At 71.5% G+C, this 21,784-nt stretch carries 21 protein-coding genes; 8 read left to right on the top strand and 13 right to left on the bottom strand.

The window, feature by feature from the left end:
* Positions 1 to 13 precede the first annotated feature (13 nt).
* The 3 genes from ACFYP5_RS03090 to afsQ1 are packed head-to-tail and all read right to left on the bottom strand — an operon-like array spanning position 14 to position 2,849.
* The gene (locus tag ACFYP5_RS03090; RefSeq protein ID WP_389029792.1) at positions 14 to 640 is read right to left on the bottom strand and encodes a GerMN domain-containing protein; all 627 of its coding nucleotides are present in this window, start codon (positions 638 to 640) and stop codon (positions 14 to 16) included.
* Positions 637 to 2,175 carry an ATP-binding protein gene (locus tag ACFYP5_RS03085; protein WP_389029789.1) on the bottom strand — a complete coding sequence of 513 codons (1,539 nt, stop codon included), beginning with the start codon at positions 2,173 to 2,175 and terminating at the stop codon, positions 637 to 639. Before ACFYP5_RS03085 ends, ACFYP5_RS03090 begins: the two co-directional genes overlap by 4 nt.
* On the bottom strand, positions 2,172 to 2,849 hold the full coding sequence (gene afsQ1, locus ACFYP5_RS03080; RefSeq protein WP_176902165.1) for a two-component system response regulator AfsQ1: 678 nt from the start codon (positions 2,847 to 2,849) through the stop codon (positions 2,172 to 2,174). Before afsQ1 ends, ACFYP5_RS03085 begins: the two co-directional genes overlap by 4 nt.
* Positions 2,850 to 3,030: 181 nt before the next feature.
* On the opposite strand from afsQ1, the gene ACFYP5_RS03075 reads away from it, so the two are divergent.
* A complete protein-coding gene (locus tag ACFYP5_RS03075; protein ID WP_389030721.1) occupies positions 3,031 to 3,777 on the top strand; it encodes a SigE family RNA polymerase sigma factor in 747 nt (248 codons plus the stop codon).
* A gap of 252 nt (positions 3,778 to 4,029) precedes the next feature.
* On the opposite strand, the gene ACFYP5_RS03070 is transcribed toward ACFYP5_RS03075, so the two are convergent.
* Together ACFYP5_RS03070 and ACFYP5_RS03065 are read right to left on the bottom strand one after the other, a co-directional pair.
* Entirely contained in the window at positions 4,030 to 4,719 is a 690-nt protein-coding gene (locus ACFYP5_RS03070) for a response regulator (RefSeq protein ID WP_389029786.1), read from the bottom strand.
* Entirely contained in the window at positions 4,716 to 5,900 is a 1,185-nt protein-coding gene (locus ACFYP5_RS03065; RefSeq protein WP_389029783.1) for a sensor histidine kinase, read from the bottom strand. Before ACFYP5_RS03065 ends, ACFYP5_RS03070 begins: the two co-directional genes overlap by 4 nt.
* 144 nt (positions 5,901 to 6,044) lie before the next feature.
* On the opposite strand from ACFYP5_RS03065, the gene ACFYP5_RS03060 reads away from it, so the two are divergent.
* The 3 genes from ACFYP5_RS03060 to ACFYP5_RS03050 are packed head-to-tail and all read left to right on the top strand — an operon-like array spanning position 6,045 to position 9,303.
* Positions 6,045 to 6,977: an ABC transporter ATP-binding protein gene (locus ACFYP5_RS03060; protein ID WP_389029781.1), complete on the top strand. Its 933-nt coding sequence runs from the start codon at positions 6,045 to 6,047 to the stop codon at positions 6,975 to 6,977.
* Positions 6,974 to 8,530, top strand: a complete 1,557-nt coding sequence (locus ACFYP5_RS03055; protein WP_389029778.1) for an ABC transporter permease subunit — start codon at positions 6,974 to 6,976, stop codon at positions 8,528 to 8,530. Before ACFYP5_RS03060 ends, ACFYP5_RS03055 begins: the two co-directional genes overlap by 4 nt.
* Positions 8,527 to 9,303: an ABC transporter permease gene (locus tag ACFYP5_RS03050; protein ID WP_389029775.1), complete on the top strand. Its 777-nt coding sequence runs from the start codon at positions 8,527 to 8,529 to the stop codon at positions 9,301 to 9,303. Before ACFYP5_RS03055 ends, ACFYP5_RS03050 begins: the two co-directional genes overlap by 4 nt.
* A 17-nt stretch (positions 9,304 to 9,320) precedes the next feature.
* Here ACFYP5_RS03050 and ACFYP5_RS03045 read toward each other — a convergent pair whose 3' ends face one another.
* On the bottom strand, positions 9,321 to 10,028 hold the full coding sequence (locus ACFYP5_RS03045; RefSeq protein ID WP_389029772.1) for a uridine kinase: 708 nt from the start codon (positions 10,026 to 10,028) through the stop codon (positions 9,321 to 9,323).
* Positions 10,029 to 10,091: 63 nt separating this feature from the next.
* Here ACFYP5_RS03045 and ACFYP5_RS03040 point away from each other — a divergent pair, with 63 nt between their 5' ends.
* A complete protein-coding gene (locus ACFYP5_RS03040) occupies positions 10,092 to 10,493 on the top strand; it encodes a hypothetical protein (RefSeq protein WP_389029770.1) in 402 nt (133 codons plus the stop codon).
* 69 nt (positions 10,494 to 10,562) lie between these two features.
* Here the strand turns inward: ACFYP5_RS03040 and ACFYP5_RS03035 are convergent, their stop codons facing one another.
* The 3 genes from ACFYP5_RS03035 to deoC are packed head-to-tail and all read right to left on the bottom strand — an operon-like array spanning position 10,563 to position 13,968.
* Positions 10,563 to 11,513 (bottom strand): aldehyde dehydrogenase family protein, encoded by a 951-nt coding sequence (locus ACFYP5_RS03035; protein ID WP_389029767.1) that lies wholly within the window; start codon positions 11,511 to 11,513, stop codon positions 10,563 to 10,565.
* A complete protein-coding gene (locus ACFYP5_RS03030; protein WP_389029764.1) occupies positions 11,510 to 12,970 on the bottom strand; it encodes an aldehyde dehydrogenase family protein in 1,461 nt (486 codons plus the stop codon). Before ACFYP5_RS03030 ends, ACFYP5_RS03035 begins: the two co-directional genes overlap by 4 nt.
* A gap of 5 nt (positions 12,971 to 12,975) precedes the next feature.
* Complete coding sequence (gene deoC / locus ACFYP5_RS03025; RefSeq protein ID WP_389030718.1) at positions 12,976 to 13,968, bottom strand: deoxyribose-phosphate aldolase; 993 nt, start codon at positions 13,966 to 13,968, stop codon at positions 12,976 to 12,978.
* A 135-nt stretch (positions 13,969 to 14,103) separates the two neighbouring features.
* Here deoC and ACFYP5_RS03020 point away from each other — a divergent pair, with 135 nt between their 5' ends.
* A complete protein-coding gene (locus ACFYP5_RS03020) occupies positions 14,104 to 14,742 on the top strand; it encodes a PH domain-containing protein (RefSeq protein WP_389029762.1) in 639 nt (212 codons plus the stop codon).
* Positions 14,743 to 14,909: 167 nt separating this feature from the next.
* On the opposite strand, the gene ACFYP5_RS03015 is transcribed toward ACFYP5_RS03020, so the two are convergent.
* The 3 genes from ACFYP5_RS03015 to ACFYP5_RS03005 form a co-directional block, all read right to left on the bottom strand.
* Entirely contained in the window at positions 14,910 to 16,550 is a 1,641-nt protein-coding gene (locus ACFYP5_RS03015) for a phospho-sugar mutase (RefSeq protein WP_389029759.1), read from the bottom strand.
* A gap of 182 nt (positions 16,551 to 16,732) precedes the next feature.
* Positions 16,733 to 17,557 carry a purine-nucleoside phosphorylase gene (locus ACFYP5_RS03010; protein ID WP_389029756.1) on the bottom strand — a complete coding sequence of 275 codons (825 nt, stop codon included), beginning with the start codon at positions 17,555 to 17,557 and terminating at the stop codon, positions 16,733 to 16,735.
* Between the two features lie 104 nt (positions 17,558 to 17,661).
* Positions 17,662 to 18,099 (bottom strand): gamma-glutamylcyclotransferase, encoded by a 438-nt coding sequence (locus tag ACFYP5_RS03005; protein ID WP_030914674.1) that lies wholly within the window; start codon positions 18,097 to 18,099, stop codon positions 17,662 to 17,664.
* Between the two features lie 262 nt (positions 18,100 to 18,361).
* Between ACFYP5_RS03005 and ACFYP5_RS03000 the strand changes: the two genes are divergently transcribed.
* Complete coding sequence (locus ACFYP5_RS03000) at positions 18,362 to 19,801, top strand: NAD(P)H-quinone dehydrogenase (RefSeq protein WP_389029753.1); 1,440 nt, start codon at positions 18,362 to 18,364, stop codon at positions 19,799 to 19,801.
* A 177-nt stretch (positions 19,802 to 19,978) separates the two neighbouring features.
* Positions 19,979 to 20,941: a DeoR/GlpR family DNA-binding transcription regulator gene (locus tag ACFYP5_RS02995; protein ID WP_352270783.1), complete on the top strand. Its 963-nt coding sequence runs from the start codon at positions 19,979 to 19,981 to the stop codon at positions 20,939 to 20,941.
* Between the two features lie 231 nt (positions 20,942 to 21,172).
* On the opposite strand, the gene ACFYP5_RS02990 is transcribed toward ACFYP5_RS02995, so the two are convergent.
* Positions 21,173 to 21,772: a TetR/AcrR family transcriptional regulator gene (locus ACFYP5_RS02990; protein ID WP_389029750.1), complete on the bottom strand. Its 600-nt coding sequence runs from the start codon at positions 21,770 to 21,772 to the stop codon at positions 21,173 to 21,175.
* Between the last annotated feature and the right edge of the window lie 12 nt (positions 21,773 to 21,784).

The raw sequence follows: 21,784 nt of genomic DNA, 5'->3' as shown, positions 1-21,784 counted from the left end.
CGGGATCCGGCGCTCAGGACAGCTTGGCCGCACCGAGCGTCGGCACGGCCTCCGGCCGGGCCTTGGTCTCCGAGGTGCACAGATAGGCGCGCGGCGCGTAATTCCCCGGCCCGCCGAGCAGCACCGTGCCGTCCGAGGCCAGCGACTCGCTCTCCGCGTACGTGCACACGATCTGTGCCAGAGCCTCCGACGGCAGGTCCTCGGGCTGCTCGCTGAGCCGTAGCACGGCCGCCGGATCGTCCCCGCGGGCCCCGCTGATCTGCAGGGTCGCCGGTACGTCCGTGGAGAAGCCGGCCTGCCGCTCATCGGTGGCCGGCTCCTCCTGAAGCTCGTCGAGGAGCGCCTGCGCGACCCGGATCCGGTCGGACTTCGCCTCGTGGATCTGCACCGAACGGTCCACCGTGACCAGCTGAGAGGCACAGATCAGATAGATCTGCACCGGGATCCCCTGCATCGCCTGTGTGCTGACGTCCTCCGCGGACATCGAGCACGGCACCCGGGACGGCGCGGCCCCGGCGTCGACCGGCACCGACGTGGTCCTGATCCCGCACCCGGCGGCCAGCACGGCGCAGACGACGGCTCCGGCCACCGCTCCGGCCGCGCGGCGCGCCCGGCGCGTACCACGGTTGCTGCGCCTCACGTCGCGTCCCCCTCCTCGTCGCCGGCCCCGGCTCCTCGGTCCCGCACGGTGCGGGTGAGATCCTCGGCATCGCGCGGCAGACGCAGCACGAACACCGCGCCGTCGCCGTCCGGCGAGTTCGCGGCCGTGATATCACCGCCGTGGATGTGCGCGTTCTCCATGGCGATCGACAGACCGAGCCCGCTGCCCTCCGAACGCGGCCGGGAGGCACTGGCCTTGTAGAAGCGGTCGAAGACGTGCGGCAGGACGTCCTCCGGGATGCCGGGGCCGTGGTCGCGCACCTCGATGACGAGTTCGTCGCCGTCGGTCCGTACCGCGACGCGTACCGGCGATCCGCCGTGCTTCAGCGCGTTGCCGATCAGATTCGCCAGGATCACATCGAGCCTGCGCGGATCGAGGCGGACCATCATGCCGCGCTCGGCGTCCAGATCCACCGCGTCCAGCCAGGCGCGGGCGTCGATGCAGGCGGTGACCTGGTCGGCGACATCGACCGTGTCGAGGACGAGACGGGCCGTACCCGCGTCGAAGCGGGTGACCTCCATCAGGTTCTCCACCAGGTCGTTCAGCCGCCTGGTCTCGCTGACCACCAGATGCACGGCGGGCGCGATCATCGGGTCGAGGCTGTCGGCCTCGTCCTCCAGCACCTCGGCGACCGCGGTGATCGCGGTGAGCGGGGTGCGCAGTTCGTGCGACATGTCGGCCACGAACCGGCGACTGGACTCCTCCCGAGCGCTCATGTCCGCGACCTTCTTCTCCAGAGAGATCGCGGCTCTGTTGAACGTACGGGAAAGATCGGCGAGTTCATCGGTGCCGGAGACCACGAGCCGGGTGTCGAGCTTGCCCTCACCGAGCTTGCGCGCCGCGTCACCGAGCCGCTGCACCGGCCGCAGCACCGTCGTCGCGGCGGCCTGCGCGAGCAGCGCCGAGCCGACCAGGGCAAGTCCGGTGGCGATCCCCAGCGACCACGCGAGGGAGTTGAGATCCTGCCGCTCCTGGTCGAGCGACTTCAGCATGTAGCCGGTCGGACCACCACCGATGATCCTCGTGCCGGCCACCAGGTACGGCGTACCGCGGATCGAGGTGCGCTGCCAGAACAGGTGGTACGGGTACGTGTTGCCCGCCTCCGCCGGCTGCTTCCGGTTGACCTGCTGCTGCAACGAGAGCGGCACGTTGTCCAGGGTGAACGTGTCCAGATTGGAGTTGCCCACGATCGGCTTGTCGCCGTCGCGCTTGTCGACGAGCAGCACGCTGTAGCCGGGACTGCTGCTCGCCATCTGCACGGCGGCGTTCTGCAGATCGTCCTTGGTGGGGTGCAACGGCAGCGACGCCGCCCGGTTCTGCATCTCCTGCCGGAAGTCCCCGAGCGCCGCGTCCTGCGTACGCGTCAGCACGGCCTCGCGGTTGAGCCAGTACGCGATCCCCGACGCGGACACCGCGGCGGTCAGCGCCACCAGCGCGAACACGACGACGAGCCGCAGCCGCAGACTGGTCCAGCGAAGACCGGCGAGCAGGCTGCGCTTGGCAGCAGCGGTCACTGCGGCGAGTCCAGCCGGTAGCCCACGCCCCGCACGGTACGGATCAGGGTCGGCGAGGACGGAACGTCCTCCACCTTGGCGCGCAGCCGCTGCACACAGGCGTCGACGAGCCGGGAGTCTCCGAGGTAGTCGTGCTCCCACACCAGCCGCAGCAACTGCTGCCGCGACAGGGCCTGTCCGGGTCTGCGGCTCAGCTCCAGCAGGAGCCGCAGCTCGGTCGGCGTGAGCTGCAGGTCCTCCCCGTTCTTGGTCACCGTCATCGCGGAACGGTCGATGACCACATTGCCGAACGTCGCCGAGTCGGTGGACTCGCGCTCGCCGCGGCGCAGCACCGCACGGATCCGGGCGTCCAACACCCGGCCCTGCACGGGCTTGACCACGTAGTCGTCGGCGCCGGACTCCAGTCCGACGACGACGTCGATGTCGTCGCTGCGCGCGGTGAGCAGAATGATCGGCAGCTGGTCGGTGCGCCGGATGCGCCGGCACACCTCGAAACCGTCGATGCCGGGCAGCATCACATCCAGCACGACCAGGTCCGGCCGCTGCTCGCGCAGCAGTTTCAGGCCGTCCTCTCCCGTAGCCGCGGTGGCCACACGGTGGCCCTGGCGTGACAGCGAGAGTTCGAGGGCCGTGCGGATGGCGTCGTCGTCCTCGATCAGCAACAGGAAAGGCACGGGGGTCATTCTGGCCCATGGGAGAGCCTCAGTTCGACCGTTGGAGGCCTCTCATTCGGACGGCACGCCGGTCGGAGGGCCTGTGACAGGTCTGTGACAGTCGGCGGACAGCGCCATGAAACTGCCCGGGCAAGCTCATTGGCACATGGAACGGACGGACTCCACCGACGGGGGGCGCGAGATGAACGCACTGCACAGCACCACCTCAAGCGCAGTTGTCACGCGTCTCCACGACGTCGGCAGGGGCACCGAGAAGTCCGGCGCCGCGGGTCGGGGGTGTGTTCGTGGCGCCGGGCGTCAGCACACGTCGTACATGACGGTGGTCGACGCGTCTGCGGGGGGCAATGGGGGAGCGGTGCACGGGGAGAGCCCGGGGGAGCGGAAGCCCCTGGCGGAGCCCGCGGACGCCGAAGCGGCGTTCACGGCCTACGTCCAGGAGCGCCGTGCCTCCCTGTACGCAACCGCCTACCACCTGACCGGTGACCGGTTCGAGGCCGAGGACCTCCTGCAGAGCGCCCTCTTCTCGACGTACCGGGCATGGGACCGGATCAGCGACAAGGCGGCGGTCGGCGGGTATCTGCGCCGCACCATGACCAATCTGCACATCAGCGCCTGGCGTCGGCGCAAGCTGAACGAATACCCGACCGAGGAGCTGCCGGAGACGGCGGGTGACACGGACGCGATGCGCGGTACGGAACTGCGTGCCGTGCTCTGGCAGGCGCTGGCGCGGCTGCCGGAACTCCAGCGCACGATGCTGGTCCTGCGGTACTACGAGGGGCGCACGGACCCGGAGATCGCGTCGATCCTCGGCATCAGTGTCGGCACGGTGAAGTCGAGCATCTGGCGGTCGCTGCGACGGCTGCGCGAGGACGAGGTGCTGAGCTTCGGCCGTGACGAGGAGGAGTCCTTCGGCGAGCTGGTGGCCTGAAGGCAGCGGGGGGAACCGGGGGAAAGAGGGACCGCCGCTTCGGGGGAAGCGGGGGTTCACGGGGGAACACAGCAGGGTCGGACGGGCCGGGGGGTCCTGTCCGGCCCTGAGGTGTTCTCGGGGCGGCGGGCGCGGGGGTGGCGTCCTTGCCGGGCTCTGCGCCTGACGCCGGTCCTCAAGCGCAGAAGGGCGGAGAGGCGTCCGATCGCCGGAACGGGCCGGATGGGGCCGGCGGGCTCGAAGGTGCTGCGCTCAGCCGCGGGAGCCCAGGACGACCAGGCCTGATTCGTAGGCCGTCACCACCGCTTGGGTCCGGTCGCGCAGAGCCAGCTTGGTCAGGATTCGGCTGACGTGTGTCTTCACCGTCTCCTCCGTGATCAGCAGGCGCGTCGCGACCTCCGGGTTGGACAGGCCCTCCGCCACCAGGCGCAGGACCTCGGTCTCCCGGGGGGTGAGTGCTGCGAGGGCTGCCGGGGGTGCGGGGTTCGGCTTGCGGTACCGGCCGGCGAATTCGCTGATCAGGCGGCGGGTGACCGTCGGTGCCAGCAACGCCTGGCCGGCCGCGATGACGCGTACCGCGTCGAAGAGCCGCTCGGCGGTGACGTCCTTGAGCAGGAAGCCGCTGGCTCCGGCGCGCAGGGCGTCGTACACGTACTCGTCCAGGTCGAACGTGGTCAGGATGAGGATGCGGGGGCCGTCCGGAACCGACGCGGCCAGTTGTCTTGTCGCTTCGATTCCGTCCGTGCCCGGCATCCGCACGTCCATGAGGACCACGTCGGGCCGGAGGGCGGCGCAGGTCCGTACCGCCTCCGCCCCGTCGCACGCCGTGCCGACCACTCCGAAGTCCGGCTGGGTGTCCAGCAGGGCGGCGAAGCCCGTGCGTACGACCTGGTGGTCGTCGGCGACGACGATCCGTACGGCGGGCTGTGGTTCGGCGCTCATCCGGTGGCCTCCGTCCGGGTCGGCAGTACGGTCTCGACGAGGAAGCCGCCGCCGTGCGCGGGGCCGGTACGCAGTTCGCCGCCGACCGCGGCGGCACGTTCGCGCATGCCGGCCAGTCCGTGTCCGCCGGCCGGGGGCGGAGTCGGCGGGCCCGGGCCGTTGTCGCGGATCCGCAGGGCGACGCCGTCGGCGGTGTAGTGCAGTTCCACATCCACGGCGGCGCCCGGTGCGTGCCGCCTGGCGTTGGTGAGAGCTTCCTGGACGATGCGGTACGCGGCGAGTTCGACACCCGGGTCGAGCACCGACTGCCGGCCGCGGACGATGAGGCGGGTGCCCGTCCCGGACGCGTCCCGTGCCTCGTCGAGCAGGTCGACCAGTTGTCGCAGGCCCGGCTGCGGTTGCCGGTCGGCCGTGTCGGACCCGGTGTCCTCGCGCAGCACGCCGAGCAGCCGTCGCATCTCGGTCAGCGCGGCCCGCGCGGTGTCGCCGATCGACGACAGCCGCTGCGCACCGGCGGCGGGCATCCCGGGGGTGGTCAGCCGGGCCGTCTCCGCCTGCACGGCGACCATCGAGATGTGATGGGCGACGACATCGTGCAACTCGCGGGCGATCCGGGCGCGTTCACCGCGTGCCGTGTGTTCGAGGAGGGTGCTGGTCATCGCCCGGTGCGCGGCGCTGTGGGTGAGTGCCTCGCCGCGGGTCCGGCGGGCGATGCCCGCCCACGCCGCGACCGGGGCGATCGAGGTCAGCAGCACGGTGAGAACGCCGGCCTCGGAGTGCGAAGGCGCGAGCCGGGCGAGGGCGAGCGGCAGGAACGGCATGGCGAGGAGAGCCGCCGACCGTGGTGACCCCGCACGGCCCAGCCGGTACAGGAAGAGCAGTTGGGCGCAGAGTCCGGCGACGGTCAGGGAGCGGAACGGGGCCAGGGACAGCACGGTCGCCCCGGTGACCGACGCCGCGGCCGCGGCAGGGCGCAGGAACGCCGACGGCAGTGTGGTGGCCAGGGCGAGCAGGCCGAGGAACAGGGCGAACCGGACCGTGACGCCGCTGTCCGCCGTCCGCGCGAACGACTCGGTCACCGCGAGCAGCGCCAGGGCCGTTCCGGCCACGGCAGGCGTACGGGGATCGGCACCGATGCGCCGCCCCCGCTCGGCCCATCCGCTCTGCCGGTGTTCGTCCACGTCGGTCATTCTTGCCGCAGGTGCGCGGCCTCGCATCCCTCTCGTGAGGGACCCGTGGCGCCGGACATCCCTCGTGTCAGGGAGGGCGGAGGTCGCTGTCCGGCGTGACGACCGCGCGGCACCGTGCTGCCTAGTCTGCCGGGCATGGAAGCAACCGTGGAAGTCACCGGCCTGCGCAAGCGCTACGGGCCGACCCTCGCGCTGGACGGGATGACGTTCACCGTCAGGCCGGGACAGGTCACCGGTTTCGTCGGGCCCAACGGAGCCGGCAAGTCCACCACGATGCGGGTCGTCCTCGGCCTGGACACCGCGGACGCGGGTACCGCGCTGATCGGTGGTCAGCCGTACCGGGAACTGCGGAATCCACTGAACCACATCGGCGCGCTGCTGGACGCCGCCGCACTGCAGCCCGGCCGGACCGCCCGCAACCACCTGCTGTGGCTGGCCCACTCGCAGGGCCTGGGCGCGCGGCGGGTCGACGACGTCATCGAGCAGGTCGGTCTGGGTCCGGTCGCCGGGCGACGGACGGCGGGTTTCTCGCTCGGCATGCGGCAGCGTCTGGGGATCGCTGCCGCACTGCTCGGCGACCCCCCGGTGATCATGCTGGACGAGCCGTTCAACGGTCTGGACCCCGAGGGCATCGTGTGGATGCGCGACTTCCAGCGCGCTCTGGCCGCACAGGGCCGGGCGGTGCTGCTGTCCAGCCATCTGATGAGCGAACTGCAGGACACCGCCGATCATCTGGTGGTGGTGGGACGAGGCAGGGTCATCGCCGACACCAGTGTGCGCGAGCTGATCGGGACCGCGTCCGGCGACCGGGTCACGCTGCGGACCTCGGCACAGTCGGAGGCGATGACGGCGCTGGCGTACGCGGGAGCCACGGTGGCGGCCACCGACCGCGACACGCTCACCGTCTCCGGGCTGGCGGCGGAGCACGTCGTGACGTTGCTCGGCGAGAGCGGGGTGCCGTTCTCGGAAGTGTCCGCGCACCGCGCCACGCTGGAGGAGGCGTACATGGAACTCACCAGGGACGCCGTCGAGTTCCGTGCCGTGACGGTCGAGGAGCCGGCCCGATGAGCGGCACGACGACCGTTGCCCCTGCTTCGTACCGCTCCGGCATACAGGTCGGGCACGCCGGATTCGCGCAGCAACTGCGGGCGGAGTGGACCAAGTTCCGTACGGTGCGGGGCTGGGTCGCCGGTCTCGCGGCTGCGGCACTGTTGACCGTACTGATCGGGCTGATCGGCGGTGCCCACACCGGGCGGCCCACCTGCGAGGACCCGAACCAGCCCTGCACCGGCCCCAGAGGGCCGGGAGGTGAGGCGGTGACGGACCGGTTCTACTTCGTGCACCGGCCGCTGACCGGGGACGGCGGCATCACCGTACGGATGACGTCGCTGGCCCCGGACGGCGCGAAGGGCGGGCTGCCGCCGTGGGCGAAGGGGGGGATCGTCCTGGAGGCGGACGGCCGGGCGGGGTCGGCGTACGCGGCCGTCATGGCCACCGCAGGGCATGGCGTGCGGATGCAGCACAACTACATGCACGACACGGCGGGTTCCCCCGGCGCCGTGTCCGCCGCGTCCCCGCAATGGCTGCGGCTGACCCGGTCCGGGGACACACTGACCGGCTACCGGTCGTCCGACGGGGCGCGCTGGACCGAGATCGGCGCCGTGCGGCTGACCGGACTGCCGTCGCAGGTGCAGGCCGGACTGTTCACCGCCTCGCCGCCCGCCACGCAGTCGACGAGCCAGAAGTTCGGCGGGCTGAGCAACCGCGGGTCGCCCACCCGGGCGACCGGCGTCTTCGACCATGTCGCTCTCGACGGCGCGGAGTCCGGGGACGCGACGTGGCACGGTGAACAGATGGGCGGACCCGCCGACGACTTCGCGTCGGACGGCACGTTCCACCGGGACGGCGGAGCCTTCACCGTCACCGGGTCCGGCGACATCGCACCGGTGGTGGGCGGACCCATGACCGCGGGCGGGCTGACCATCGAGCGCAGCCTGGTCGGCACGTTCGTCGGACTGATCCTGGTGCTCGTCGTCGGAGCGACGTTCATCACCGCCGAGTACCGGCGCGGACTGATCCGTACCACCCTCATGGCGAGCCCGCGGCGGGGCGGGGCGCTGATGGCGAAGGCCGTCGTCCTCGGTGCCGTGACCTTTGCGGCCGGGCTGCCCGCCGCGGCGGCAGCGGTGCTGGCCGGTGAGTGGCTGGTGCGCCCCGGCGGCTTCGAATTCCCGGTCGGCACGCTCACGGAGCTGCGTGTGGTGGCCGGTACGGCGGCTCTGCTCGCCGTCGCCGCGGTGCTGGCCATGGCCGTGGGCACCGTGCTGCGGCGCAGTGCCGGGGCCGTCACTCTGGTCTTCGCGGCGATCGTCCTGCCGTACATCCTCGCGACCGCCTCGATCCTGCCGGCCGGCCCTTCGCAGTGGTTGCTGCGTCTCACCCCGGCGGCGGGCTTCGCCATCCAGCAGAACATGCCGCAGTACGCGCAGGTGGACAGCGACTACACACCGGCCTTCGGCTACTTCCCGCTGCCTCCGTGGGGCGGCTTCGCGGTGCTCTGCGGGTGGACGGCCGTCGCGCTGGGCGCGGCGGTGTTCATGATGCGGCGGAGGGACGTATGAAACAGACCCTGCACGCGGAGTGGACGAAGCTGCGCACCGTGACGGCCCCGGGGTGGCTGCTCCTTGCCACCGTCGTGTGCACGGTGGCGGTGAGCGCCGCGACGGCCGCGGCCGCGCAGTGCCCGTCGACGGGCTGTCATCAGGACGTCGTCAGGCTCAGCCTGACCGGGATCCACCTCGGACAGACGGTCGTCGCCGTCCTGGCCGTGCTGATGATCAGTGGCGAGTACGGCACGGGCATGATGCGCACCACCGTGATGGCGACACCGCGCCGGTCCACGGTCCTGGCCGCGAAGGCGGTGGTCCTCATGGGGGTGGTGCTGGCCGCCGGGACGGTCGCGGTGCTCGGCTGCCTGCTGGTGGCGGGACGGATACTGCCGGGCAACGGTTTCACGACGGGGCAGGACCAGGCGCTGTTGTCCCTGGCCGACGGTCCGACGCTGCGCGCGGCAGCCGGGTCGGTGCTGTACCTGGTGCTGATCGCCCTGCTCGGCCTGGGCACGGCCACCGCGGTCCGGGACTCGGCGGCGGCAGTCGGGGTCGTGCTCGGCCTGCTCTTCGTCCTGCCGATTCTCACGCAACTGGTCACCGACCCGGACTGGCACCGGCACCTGCAGCAGATCGCCCCGATGACGGCGGGCCTCGCCGTCCAGGCCACCGTCGATCTCGACACGCTGCCCATCGGCCCGTGGGCCGGGCTGGGGGTGCTCGCCGGATGGACGGTGGCCGCGCTGCTCGGAGGCGGGCTGGCACTCAGGCTGCGGGACGTGTGAAGTACCGCGGTGAGCCCTCAGGCCACGCCACGTGCCGCCGGGGCCCGGCGGCAGCGGCCGGCGGCTGCCGCGGCCAGTCGTCCCAGTGCCTCCTGCTTCCCGCAGGGATACGCGCCGAGCGCCGTCTGGCGCGCCACGATCCGTCGTTCCGCCCGCATCAGGCGCCATCCCCGCCGCAGCAGGAACGGCACCGACTTCCGGCCCTCGCGCAGATCCCGCAGCAGCCTGCGGCGGAACGTCGTCGTCGGGCGGCCGCGCAGGCACAGGGCGTCCGCCAGGACACCCAGGTCCTGGCACCGCTCGACTATCTCCGCCGCGAATATGCCCTCGGCCACGAACAGCGGCGTGCGCTCGATGTGGAGCGCCTCGTGGTCCACCCGGGAACTGGTGGAGATGTCGTACACCGGGACTTTCGTACGTCCCGTGCGGCACAGCTCCGTGATGGCGGTGACCGCCGCGTCCGCGTCCCAGGACTGTGCGGAGTCCCAGTCGATGTCCGAACTGCCCGGGACCAGCGGCAGCGTGGGGTCGTCGCCCTCCTTGTAGAAGTCGTCCAGGCGTAGCACCGGAAGGTCGGTGCGGGCGGCGAGGGAGGACTTGCCGGAGCCGGAGGGGCCCGCGAGCAGCACGACGCGGGTCGGGATCGGTTGGGGACTCACGGGACACCAGTGTGAGGCATCGCCCCGCGCAGGGACCCCCCCGGTGCCCTTGTTGGTATCCAGCATCACACCTCAACTACGCTGAGTGCCCAGATGATTACTCGATCGGTTCGATCAGGTGGGAACTCCATGGCACGACATGCACTTTCCAGGTCCCGGCGCCGTGCGCTGCTGCGCGCAGGTCTGACCGTCACCGCGGTGGGCGCCGCGCTCGGTGCGGGGGGTGCGGCGGCGCAGGCTGCGCCGCTGCCCGTCGCGCCGGCTTCGGGCGCCGACAGCGGTCTCGGTGCGGTCCGCGGGGCGACCGGCGGCGCGACCGGGGCGCTCGGTCACGCGGTCTCGCCCATCACGCAGTTGCAGCTCGATCCGCTGGCCAACACGGGCGTGGACCCGTTGGCGAACGGGGTGGGCACGCAGGTCGCCGACTTCAAGCCGCTCTCCACGGGCGTCGCCACCGATCCGCTGACCAGTGGTGGCGCGCTGAAGGACCTGCCGGTGGTGGGGCAGGTCACCGGACTGCTGCACGGCTGATCCCGGCGCACAGGGCTGCGGCCCGCCCCTTCCGCAGTGTTCCGGAGGGGCGGGCCGCAGCCGCGTCGGTCAGTAGGACGAACCCGACACGCCGAGAGCGCCCGTGGGGTGCCAGACCGTCTTGGTCTCCAGGAAGGCCGTCAGGCGGTGGGTGCCCGGGTCGGCCGACCAGTCTCCGTCCACAGCCTGTGGATGAGCGGCGTCCTGCGTCTCCTTCCCGGGGCGGGAGACGGACGGGCGGAGAACTCGCTTCAGGTTGTCCGCCGCCGCGATCTCCAGTTCCTTCGCCAGTTCGGCGTCGGCGCCGGTCAGGTCGATCGCGTTGACGTCCTGGTGGGCCGCGAGCGGGGCCGCGAGCTCCGCCGTCCTCCCGGACAGGATGTTCACCACACCGCCCGGCAGGTCGGAGGTGGCCAGCACCTCGCCCAGGGACAGCGCCGGCAGCGGGGCGTCGGCGGACGCGATGACGACGGCCGTGTTGCCGGTCGCGATCACCGGGGCGACGACCGAGACCAGGCCCAGGAACGACGACTCCTGCGGGGCCACGACCGCGACCACGCCGGTCGGCTCGGGCGTGGACAGGTTGAAGAAGGGGCCCGCGACCGGGTTCGCCCCGCCCACGATCTGGCCGATCTTGTCGGTCCACCCCGCATACCAGACCCAGCGGTCGACGGCCGCGTCCACGACGGCCGCCGCCTTGGACTTCGACAGCCCTTCCGCATCCGCCACTTCGCGTACGAACTGGCCCCTGCGGCCCTCCAGCATCTCCGCGATGCGGTAGAGGATCTGGCCGCGGTTGTACGCCGTCGCGCCCGACCATCCGCCGAACGCCTTGCGGGCGGCCACGACCGCGTCACGCGCGTCCTTGCGGGACGACTGCGGGGCGTTCGCCAGCCACTTGCCCTTGGAGTCCGTCACCTCGTACACCCGGCCGCTCTCGGAGCGGGGGAACTTGCCCCCGACGTACAGCTTGTAGGTCTTGAAGACGCTCAGTCGGTCAGTGTGCTCAGCTGCATTCATCGACGCTCGCCCTCCGGGCTCGACGGGGCGAGGTACGCCTCCAGGCCATGACGGCCGCCTTCGCGGCCGAAGCCCGACTCCTTGTAGCCGCCGAACGGCGAGGTCGGGTCGAACTTGTTGAACGTGTTGGCCCAGACGACGCCCGCCCGGAGCTTGTTCGCCACCGCGAGGATGCGGGAGCCCTTCTCCGTCCAGATGCCGGCCGACAGGCCGTACTGGCTGTTGTTGGCCTTGGCGACCGCCTCGTCCGGCGTACGGAACGACAGCACGGACAGCACCGGGCCGAAGATCTCGTCGCGGGCGATGGTGTGCGCCTGGGTGACGTTCGTGAACAGCGTCGGGGCGAACCAGTAACCGGACGACGGGAGGTCACAGGGGGCGGACCAGCGTTCGGCGCCCTCCGCCTCGCCCGTCTCGACCAGGGCCGTGATCCGGGAGAGCTGCTCCTCGGAGTTGATCGCGCCGATGTCGGTGTTCTTGTCCAGCGGGTCGCCGAGGCGCAGCGTGGACAGCCGGCGCTTCAGGGAGTCCAGCAGCTCGTCCTGGATCGACTCCTGGACGAGGAGGCGCGAACCCGCGCAGCAGACCTGGCCCTGGTTGAAGAAGATGCCGGTGACGATGCCCTCGACGGCCTGGTCGATCGGGGCGTCGTCGAAGACGATGTTCGCGCCCTTGCCGCCCAGCTCCAGGGTGACCTTCTTGTCGGTGCCCGCGACCTGGCGGGCGATGGCCTTGCCGACCGCGGTCGAGCCGGTGAAGGCGACCTTGTCCACGTCAGGGTGCTCGACGAGGGCCGCGCCCGCGTCCCCGTACCCGGTGAGGATGTTCACGACACCCTTGGGCAGGCCCGCCTGGCGGCAGATGTCCGCGAAGAACAGCGCGGAGAGCGGGGTCGTCTCGGCGGGCTTCAGGACGACCGTGTTGCCGGTGGCGAGCGCCGGGGCGATCTTCCAGGCCAGCATCAGCAGCGGGAAGTTCCACGGGATGACCTGGCCCGCGACGCCGAGCGGCCGGGGGTTCGGTCCGTAGCCGGCGTGGTCGAGCTTGTCGGCCCAGCCCGCGTAGTAGAAGAAGTGTGCCGCGACCAGGGGCAGATCCGCGTCGCGGGTCTCCTTGATCGGCTTGCCGTTGTCGAGGGTTTCGAGAACGGCGAGCTCGCGGCTGCGCTCCTGGATGATCCGGGCGATCCGGAAGAGGTACTTGGCGCGCTCGGAGCCGGGCAGCGCCGACCACTTCTCGAATGCCTTGCGGGCCGCCTTCACGGCCCGGTCGACATCCGCGGCGCCGGCCTGCGCGACCTCGGAGAGGACCTCCTCGGACGACGGGGAGACCGTCTTGAAGACCTTGCCGTCGGCCGCGTCGGTGAACTCACCGTCGATGAACAGCCCGTACGAGGGAGCGATGTCGACGACCGACCGCGACTCGGGGGCGGGTGCGTACTCGAATGCAGATGCCATGGGGATCAGTCCACCGTCACGTAATCGGGGCCGGAGTAACGGCCGGTGCTGAGCTTCTGACGCTGCATCAGCAGATCGTTCAGCAGGCTGGAGGCGCCGAAGCGGAACCAGTGGTTGTCCAGCCAGTCCTCGCCGACGGTCTCGTTGACCAGGACGAGGAACTTGATCGCGTCCTTCGAGGTGCGGATGCCGCCGGCCGGCTTCACGCCGATCTGCACACCCGTCTGCTCCCGGAAGTCGCGCACGGCCTCCAGCATCAGCAGCGTGTTCGCGGGCGTGGCGTTCGTGCCGACCTTGCCGGTCGACGTCTTGATGAAGTCCGCGCCCGCCAGCATCCCGAGCCAGGAGGCGCGGCGGATGTTGTCGTACGTGGACAGCTCGCCGGTCTCGAAGATGACCTTGAGGCGGGCGTCGGTGCCGTCGGCACGGGCGCACTCGGCCTTCACGGCGAGGATCTCCTCGTACACCTTGAGATAGCGGCCGGAGAGGAACGCGCCCCGGTCGATCACCATGTCGATCTCGTCGGCCCCGGCGGCCACGGCGTCGCGGACGTCCGCGAGCTTGATGTCGAGCGCGGCGCGCCCGGCCGGGAAGGCCGTCGCGACGGACGCCACCTTCACGCCGGAACCGGCCAGGGCGACGGCGGCCGTCGCCGCCATGTCGGGGTAGACGCAGACCGCGGCGGTGTGCGGGGTCGTGCGGTCGGTCGGGTCGGGGTTGACGGCCTTGGCGGCGAGAGCCCGGACCTTGCCCGGGGTGTCCGCGCCTTCCAGCGTCGTCAGGTCGATCATCGAGATGGCGAGGTCGATCGCGTATGCCTTGGCCGTCGTCTTGATCGAACGGGTGCCGAGGGACGCCGCGCGCGCTTCGAGGCCGACGGCGTCGACGCCGGGCAGCCCGTGCAGGAAGCGGCGCAGCGCGCTGTCGGACGCGGTCACGTCGGAGAGGGGGGTACCTCCCACGCGTTCGGCCGTGGTGGAGGGTGCAGTCGTGGGCATGGTCACCACATGAGCATATCTACGCGCGTAGCGGCCTGTACAGGGGGACCCCCATTCCGGGTTTGCGAGGGTGCCGGACCGGTGGGCGGGTGGCCGCTCCGGCGGGCCCTACGCGCATCAGGCAGAATCGGGCCCATGACGAGCCCCACGCCCCCAGCCGAGCCGACCTACGCCGACCGGACGTTCCGGTCGCCCGCCGGGCTGGTGGGCGGTGTGCTGCTGCTCCTGCTCGTCGGGTGGATCGGCGGCGACGCCGTGTACCGGGGTTCCGGCCGGGTGCCGTGGCTGGCGCTCGCCGGGCTGCTGACGGCCGTGCCGTTGATCGTGGCGTTCACGCTGCGGCCGGTGGTGTTCGTGAACGACCGGCGCATCCGGATCCGTAACCCGTTCCGTACGATCACGGCGCCGTGGACGGCGGTCGCGGATGTGCGGGCCGGGTACTCCAGCGAACTGTTCACGCAGGACGGCACGAAGTTCCAGCTGTGGGCGGTGCCTGTGTCGCTGCGGCAGCGGAAGAAGGCGGCGCGGCAGCAGACGCAGAAGGCGCAGGACGATCCGTACCGGCGCACGTCCGTGCACGCGGATGTGCGGGACACGAAGGCGCGGATCGCCGGGGCCGACCAGACGGTGCGGGACCTGCGGGAGATGGCCGAGCGGGCCGGGGACGGCGGCGCCGACGGCGCCGGGGCGGTCGTCGTCCGATGGGCGTACGAGGTGATCGCGCCGGCGGTCGTGGGCGCGGTGGCGCTCGTGGTGTTGTTCGCGGTCGGCTGAGGGCGCAGGCTGCGCGGCCGCTGCCGCGCTCCGGCCCCGATCACCCCCAACACCTCGAAGGTGTGGGGGTGTTGTCCTCGGACTCGGCCGGTATACGCCGGGCACCTGCGTGGGACCGGACACCGGCTTCACGTACCGCATGCGTGAATGACGGTGTCCGGTTCCGCTCAGATCCCGGCGGCCGCCGACAGGTCCCGCTTGATCCCGGCGAGCAGCTCGGCGCCCTTCGCGCGGGCGTCGGGCAGCTCGTCCGCCGAACCGACCGGCACCACGACCTCCAGATAGCACTTCAGCTTGGGCTCGGTGCCGCTCGGGCGGACGATCACCCGGGCCCCATCGAGCTGGTAGCGCAGCCCGTCGGTGGGCGGCAGCTGCTCCGTACCCTCCGACAGGTCCTCGGCCGAGGTGACGGCGAGACCCGCGAGTGCGGTCGGCGGGGTGTCGCGCAGCCGCCGCATGGCGTCCGCGATGACCGACAGGTCCTCCACCCGGACCGACAGCTGGTCGGTCGCGTGCAGCCCGTGCTCGACCGCGATGTCGTCGAGGAGATCGAGGAGCGTACGGCCCTCCTCCTTGAGCACGGAGGCCAGCTCGGCGACGAGCAGAGCGGCCGTGACGCCGTCCTTGTCGCGTACGCCGTCGGGGTCGACGCAGTAGCCGAGCGCCTCCTCGTACCCGTACCGCAGGCCGTCGACGCGGGCGATCCACTTGAAACCGGTCAGCGTCTCCTGGTAGCCGTTGCCCGCCTTCTCGGCGATCCGGCCGAGCAGCGACGACGACACGATCGACTCGGCGAAGACACCGGTGGCACCCCGGGCGACCAGATGCGCGGCGAGCAGCGCGCCGACCTCGTCGCCGCGCAGCATGCGCCAGCCGCCGTCCGCGGCGGCGTCCGGCACGGCCACGGCGCAGCGGTCGGCGTCCGGGTCGTTGGCGATGACGAGGTCCGGGTTCGCGCGCCGGGCGGTGGCGAAGGCGAGGTCCATCGCGCCGGGCTCTTCCGGGTTGGGGAAGGCCACGGTGGGGAAGGCCGGGTCGGGCTCCGCCTGCTCGGTGACGAGCACGGGGGCGGGGAAGCCGGCGCGGGCGAAGGCTGCGGCCAGGACGGACGTGCCGACGCCGTGCATCGCCGTGTACACGACCTGGGCGGTGCGCGGGGACCCGGCGGCGAGGACCACGTCCGTACGGGCCAGATAGGCGTCCAGGACCTCGTCGCCGAGGATCTCCCAGCCGCTCTCCGGCCGGTCGACGCCGGCCAGCGGGCCGACCGCGGCGATCGCGTCGGCGATCTCGCCGTCCGCCGGGGGCACGATCTGCGAGCCGTCGCCGAGGTAGACCTTGTAGCCGTTGTCGCGCGGCGGGTTGTGACTGGCGGTCACCTCGACGCCGGCGACGGCACCCAGATGCCTTATGGCGTACGCCAGGACGGGGGTGGGCAGCGGGCGGGGGAGCACCGCCGCCCGCAGGCCCGCGCCCGTCATCACGGCCGCGGTGTCGCGGGCGAAGTCGGCGGACTTGTAGCGGGCGTCGTACCCGATGACGACCAGGCCGCCGGTCCGCCCCTGCGCCTTGAGATAGGCGGCGAGCCCGGCGGCGGCGCGGATGACGACGGACCGGTTCATCCGCATCGGGCCGGCCCCCAGCTCACCACGGAGCCCGGCGGTACCGAACTGCAGCGTGCCGGCGAACCGTGCCGCGAGCGCGTCGAGGTCCTCGGTGTCGATGAGCTTGGCGAGCTCGTCGCGGGTCTCGGGGTCGGGGTCCTCGGCGAGCCAGGTCCTGGCCTGCGCGATGAGGTCCTGCTGCACGGTGTCCGCCTTTCGGGGGTGGGGTGGGTTACGGGGGAGCTGCCCCCGGTCCCCCGTTCCTCAATCGCCGGACGGGCCGACCTTTCGGCCTCGCCGGCGTTCGAGGCGCGGGGCCCGGGGCCTGGCCCCGGTTCGGCAAGGGGCGGGTAGGGGGAACCGCCCGCCGCAGGCGTGAAGCCCGCTCAGATGCGGTCCAGGACCCGCGCCAGCAAGGACCCCATCCGGGTCGCCGAGTCCCGCCCCGCCTGCAGCACCTCTTCATGGTTCAGCGGCTCCCCGCTCAACCCGGCGGCGAGGTTCGTGACGAGCGAAATACCCAGCACCTCGGCCCCCGCCTCCCGCGCGGCGATCGCTTCGAGCACGGTCGACATGCCCACCAGGTCGCCGCCCATGACCCGCACCATGTTGATCTCGGCCGGAGTCTCGTAGTGCGGGCCGGGGAACTGCACGTACACGCCCTCTTCGAGCGTCTCGTCGATCTCCTTGCACAGCGCGCGCAGCCGCGGCGAGTACAGGTCGGTCAGGTCGACGAAGTTGGCGCCGATGATCGGCGAGGCCGCGGTCAGGTTGATGTGGTCGCTGATCAGGACCGGCTGCCCGGGGCGCATGCCCTCGCGCAGCCCGCCGCAGCCGTTCGTCAGGACGACGGTCTTGCAGCCCGCGGCGACGGCGGTGCGCACGCCGTGCGCGACGGCGGCGACGCCACGGCCCTCGTAGAAGTGCGTGCGGCCGAGGAAGACCAGGGCGCGCTTGTCGCCGATCCGGTACGAGCGGATCGTGCCACCGTGGCCCTCGACGGCCGGCGCCGGGAAGCCGGGCAGTTCGGTCACCGGGAACTCGGCCTCCGGCGCGCCGAGCGCGTCGCCCGCAGGTGCCCAGCCGGAACCCATCACGAGCGCGACGTCGTGGGTCTCGGCGCCGGTCAGCTCGCGCAGTCGGGCGGCGGCGTCGGCAGCGGCGGCGTGCGGGTCGCCCTGGATGTTGTCCGGAATAACAGATGCGTTCACGCGGATGAGCGTAGCCGGTGAATCCCTACGCGCGTAGATGCCTATGCGGAGAGTCTGCACACGCCTCTTCGTACTTTCACACAAAACATGGGGAAGTGTGCGGCTCAGCAGGGGCGCTTGCGCAGCTCCATCACGTAGTCGTGCGGCGCGCCCGCCGACTCGGCGGCGTCCGCCAGCTCGCCCAGGTACCGGGCGGACGGCAGCCCGCCCTCGTACGCGTTCAGCACGTACATCCAGGCCGGCTCCTCGCCGTCCAGGGTGTGCACCCGCACCCGCATCCGCCGGTAGATGTCGAGGCCGACACCCTCCCACCGGTCCATGGAGTCCTCGTCCATCGGCGCCAGGTCGTACAGCGCCACGAAGACCTGGGAACGCGGCGCCTCCACCACCGTGGCGAGCGCGCCTTCCCAGCCCATCTGCTCCCCGCCGAAGGTCAGCCGCCAGCCGTTGAGCCAGCCGGTGCCGCGCAGCGGGGAATGCGGTGCGCGGCGGGTCATCAGCCGCGCGTCGAGGTTGCCGGCGTACGCGGCGTAGAGCGACATGGGATCGAGGGTACGGGAGGTGGCCCCGCGAGCGGCGATTCCTGTGACGAAGACCCTGGCGAGGGTCCTCCCGGGGGCCGGGCCGAGGGCTCCGCCGCAGGCTCGTCCGGGGGCCCCTCTCCCGTATGGAGGGCCCCGGGGCGAAGCATCTTGGCGCGTGCGGGACAATGGAGTACGTACTGCATTCCCCCGGGGTGATCCCCCGGACCCCCGGCCGGGGCGGCAGACGGCCGCGGGATGACATACGCGAGGCGGACTTTTCGTGACCCGGATCGTGATCATCGGCGGCGGACCCGGCGGGTACGAGGCGGCATTGGTGGGCGCCCAGCTCGGCGCGGAGGTGACCGTCGTCGACTGCGACGGCCTCGGCGGCGCGTCGGTGCTCACCGACTGCGTGCCCTCGAAGACCCTGATCGCGACGGCAGAGGTGATGACCACCTTCGACTCTTCGTACGAGGAGTTGGGGATCATCGTCGCCGACGACACGCCGCACATCGAGCAGGCGGCGCGGGTGGTCGGCGTCGACCTCGGCAAGGTCAACCGACGCGTGAAGCGTCTGGCGCTCGCCCAGTCCCACGACATCACCGCCTCCGTCACCCGTGCGGGTGCACGTGTGATGCGCGGCCGGGGCAGGCTGGAAGGCCTCCAGGCCGCCGACGGCTCCCGCAAGGTCGTGGTGACCTCGGCCGACGGTACGGAGGAGACGCTCACCGCCGACGCCGTGCTGATCGCGACCGGCGGCCACCCCCGGGAGATCCCGGACGCGCTCCCCGACGGTGAGCGCATTCTGAACTGGACCCAGGTCTACGACCTCGACGAGCTCCCCGAGGAGCTCATCGTGGTCGGCTCCGGTGTCACCGGTGCCGAGTTCGCCGGCGCCTACCAGGCGCTGGGCTCGCGCGTCACCCTCGTCTCGTCCCGCGACCGGGTGCTGCCCGGCGAGGACCCGGACGCGGCCGCCGTGCTGGAGGACGTCTTCCGGCGCCGCGGCATGAACGTCATGGCCCGCTCGCGCGCCCAGGCGGCGAAGAGGGTCGGCGACAGGGTCGAGGTCACGCTCTCCGACGGCCGCGTCATCACCGGTTCCCACTGTCTGATGGCGGTCGGCGCGATCCCGAACAGCGCGGGGATGGGTCTGGAGGAGGCAGGGGTCCGGCTCAAGGAGTCCGGCCACATCTGGACCGACAAGGTCTCCCGCACCAGCGCGCCCGGCGTGTACGCGGCCGGTGACGTCACCGGCATCTTCGCGCTCGCCTCGGTCGCCGCGATGCAGGGCCGGATCGCGATGTACCACTTCCTCGGTGACGCGGTCGCCCCGCTGAACCTGAAGACGGTCTCCTCGAACGTCTTCACCGACCCGGAGATCGCCACCGTCGGCTACACCCAGGCGGACGTCGACGCGGGGGCGATCGACGCGCGCGTGGTGAAGCTGCCGCTGCTGCGCAACCCGCGCGCCAAGATGCAGGGGATCCGGGACGGCTTCGTCAAGATCCTCTGCCGTCCCGGCACCGGCATCGTGGTCGGCGGCTGTGTCGTCGCACCGCGGGCCAGCGAGCTGATCCACCCCATCTCGATCGCGGTCGACAACAATCTGACGGTGGAACAGATCGCAAACGCTTTCACCGTGTACCCGTCCCTGTCGGGATCGATCGCAGAAGTGGCACGTCAGCTGCACACCCGGAAGCGCGCCGGCGAGGCCTAGAAAACCCGGCAATCCCTGGCAACCCCCGGCAACTCGGGCGGATGGCATGCCGCGTCCGGTCAGTAGGGAACAACAACGGGGCCGCCTATACCACTTGGCGGCCCCTTGCATGTACAACTTCTGTTTTTCGGCGCAAACTGCTGAAAACCCTCGCGGGGTCACGTTACTGTCAGTTTCGTGTTCGCTGCAGAACGTCGTCAGTTGATCCTCGAAATGGTGCGCGCCAACGGGGCAGTATCGCTCCGCGAGCTCGCCCGCGTCGTCCAGACCTCCGAAGTGACCGTACGGCGGGACGTGCGGGCACTGGAGGCAGAAGGACTCCTCGACCGCCGGCATGGCGGTGCGGTACTGCCGGGCGGTTTCACGCGAGAGTCCGGCTTTCCGCAGAAATCCCATCTCGCCACCGCGGAGAAGACGGCCATCGCCGACCTGGCCGCGGGTCTCGTCGAAGAGGGCGAGGCCATCGTCGTCGGTGCCGGCACGACCACGCAGGAGCTGGCCCGTCGGCTCGCGCGGATCCCCGGCCTGACCGTCGTCACCAACTCACTGCTGGTCGCCCAGGCGTTGGCCCATGCCAACCGGGTGGAAGTGGTGATGACCGGCGGCACCCTGCGCGGCTCCAACTACGCCCTGGTGGGCAGTGGTGCGGAACAGTCGCTCCAGGGACTGCGGGTGTCGCGCGCGTTCCTGTCCGGGAGCGGGCTGACCGCGGAGCGTGGGCTGTCCACGTCCAACATGCTCTCGGCGAGCGTGGACCGGGCGTTGGTGCAGGCCGCCGCGGAGGTGGTGGTCCTCGCGGACCACACCAAACTCGGCTCCGACACCATGTTCCAGACGGTGCCGACGGACCTGATCACCCGCCTGGTGACGGACGAACCCGCGGGCCATGACGACCGGGCCGCCACCGAACTGCAGGCCCTGGCGGACCAGGGTGTGCAGATCGCGGTGGCCGGTGGGGGCACGGGCCCCGCCGGGGCGGACTCCCTCTCTCCGGGCCGCCAGGCGCGCCGGGACATGCCGCTTCCCGGCCAGCGTCGCACGCACGGCGGACCCGGTCCGCAACTGCGCAGTGCGGCCGCGTCCTTGACGGATCAGCCCCCGGGCGACCGCGCCCGCGTGGCGGACCTGCGCCGCCGCTGAGGGCTGTCCTGGCAATCCCTGGTGGATCGGCCCTGTGATCCCTGGCGGATCGGCGCGCGGCGTCGGATGCGTGCATTGCAGGGCCCAGGGGCGGGCGCCCTCGCACGGGGTGTGTTCGGGCGTCCCTGCCACGCGGCGAGACGTCGCAGGTGTCGCCGTGCGCCCGCAGGGAATGACGGGACAGCCCTTGCGCCTTCGAGGGCGAGGGTGCAGCCCCGGCTTCGGTCCGCCTCAACCCCCGGCCGCGCGTGGCCCCTTCAGCCCCTGCAGCGTCAGCGTCAGCAGGCGGTCCGCCAACGCCGGGTCCTCCGGCGCCTGCTCCGCCGCCAATGCGATCGCATTCGTCAGCTGCATCAGGTCACCGATCGACACGTCGGCCCGTACCGTGCCACTCGCCTGCGCCCGGGCCAGCAGCCGCGCCCCTGCCTCGCGCAGCGGCACATTGCAGTCGGACAGAGCCGAAGTCTCGTCCCGCGACGTCGACATGAGCGCCTGCGCAAGCCCCCGGTACTCACCCGCATGAGTGATGATCGCACCCAGCCACTCCACCAGACCGCCGCACGGATTCGCTGCCTCCGCCAACTCGTGGGAGCGGGTGAGGAGTGAGCCCAGGGCCTCCTGGAAGACCGCGCTCATCAGCGCGTGCCGGTTCGGGAAGTGCCGGTACAGCGTGCCGATCCCCACCCCGGCCCGGCGCGCGATGTCCTCCAGCGACGCGTCCGTGCCGTGTTCCGCGAACGCCGTACGGGCTTCGCCGAGCAGCCGGTCGTAGTTGCGGCGCGCGTCGGCGCGCATGGGCCGGCCCGGCGTCTGTGCCGTGCTCATCGCCATTGCGCAGTCCTC

The sequence above is a fragment of the Streptomyces sp. NPDC005262 genome, from assembly GCF_042872425.1.
GTDB lineage: Bacteria > Actinomycetota > Actinomycetes > Streptomycetales > Streptomycetaceae > Streptomyces.
The sequence above is the reverse complement of the archived record's forward strand: the minus strand, read 5'-3'. Positions and strand labels throughout refer to the sequence as shown.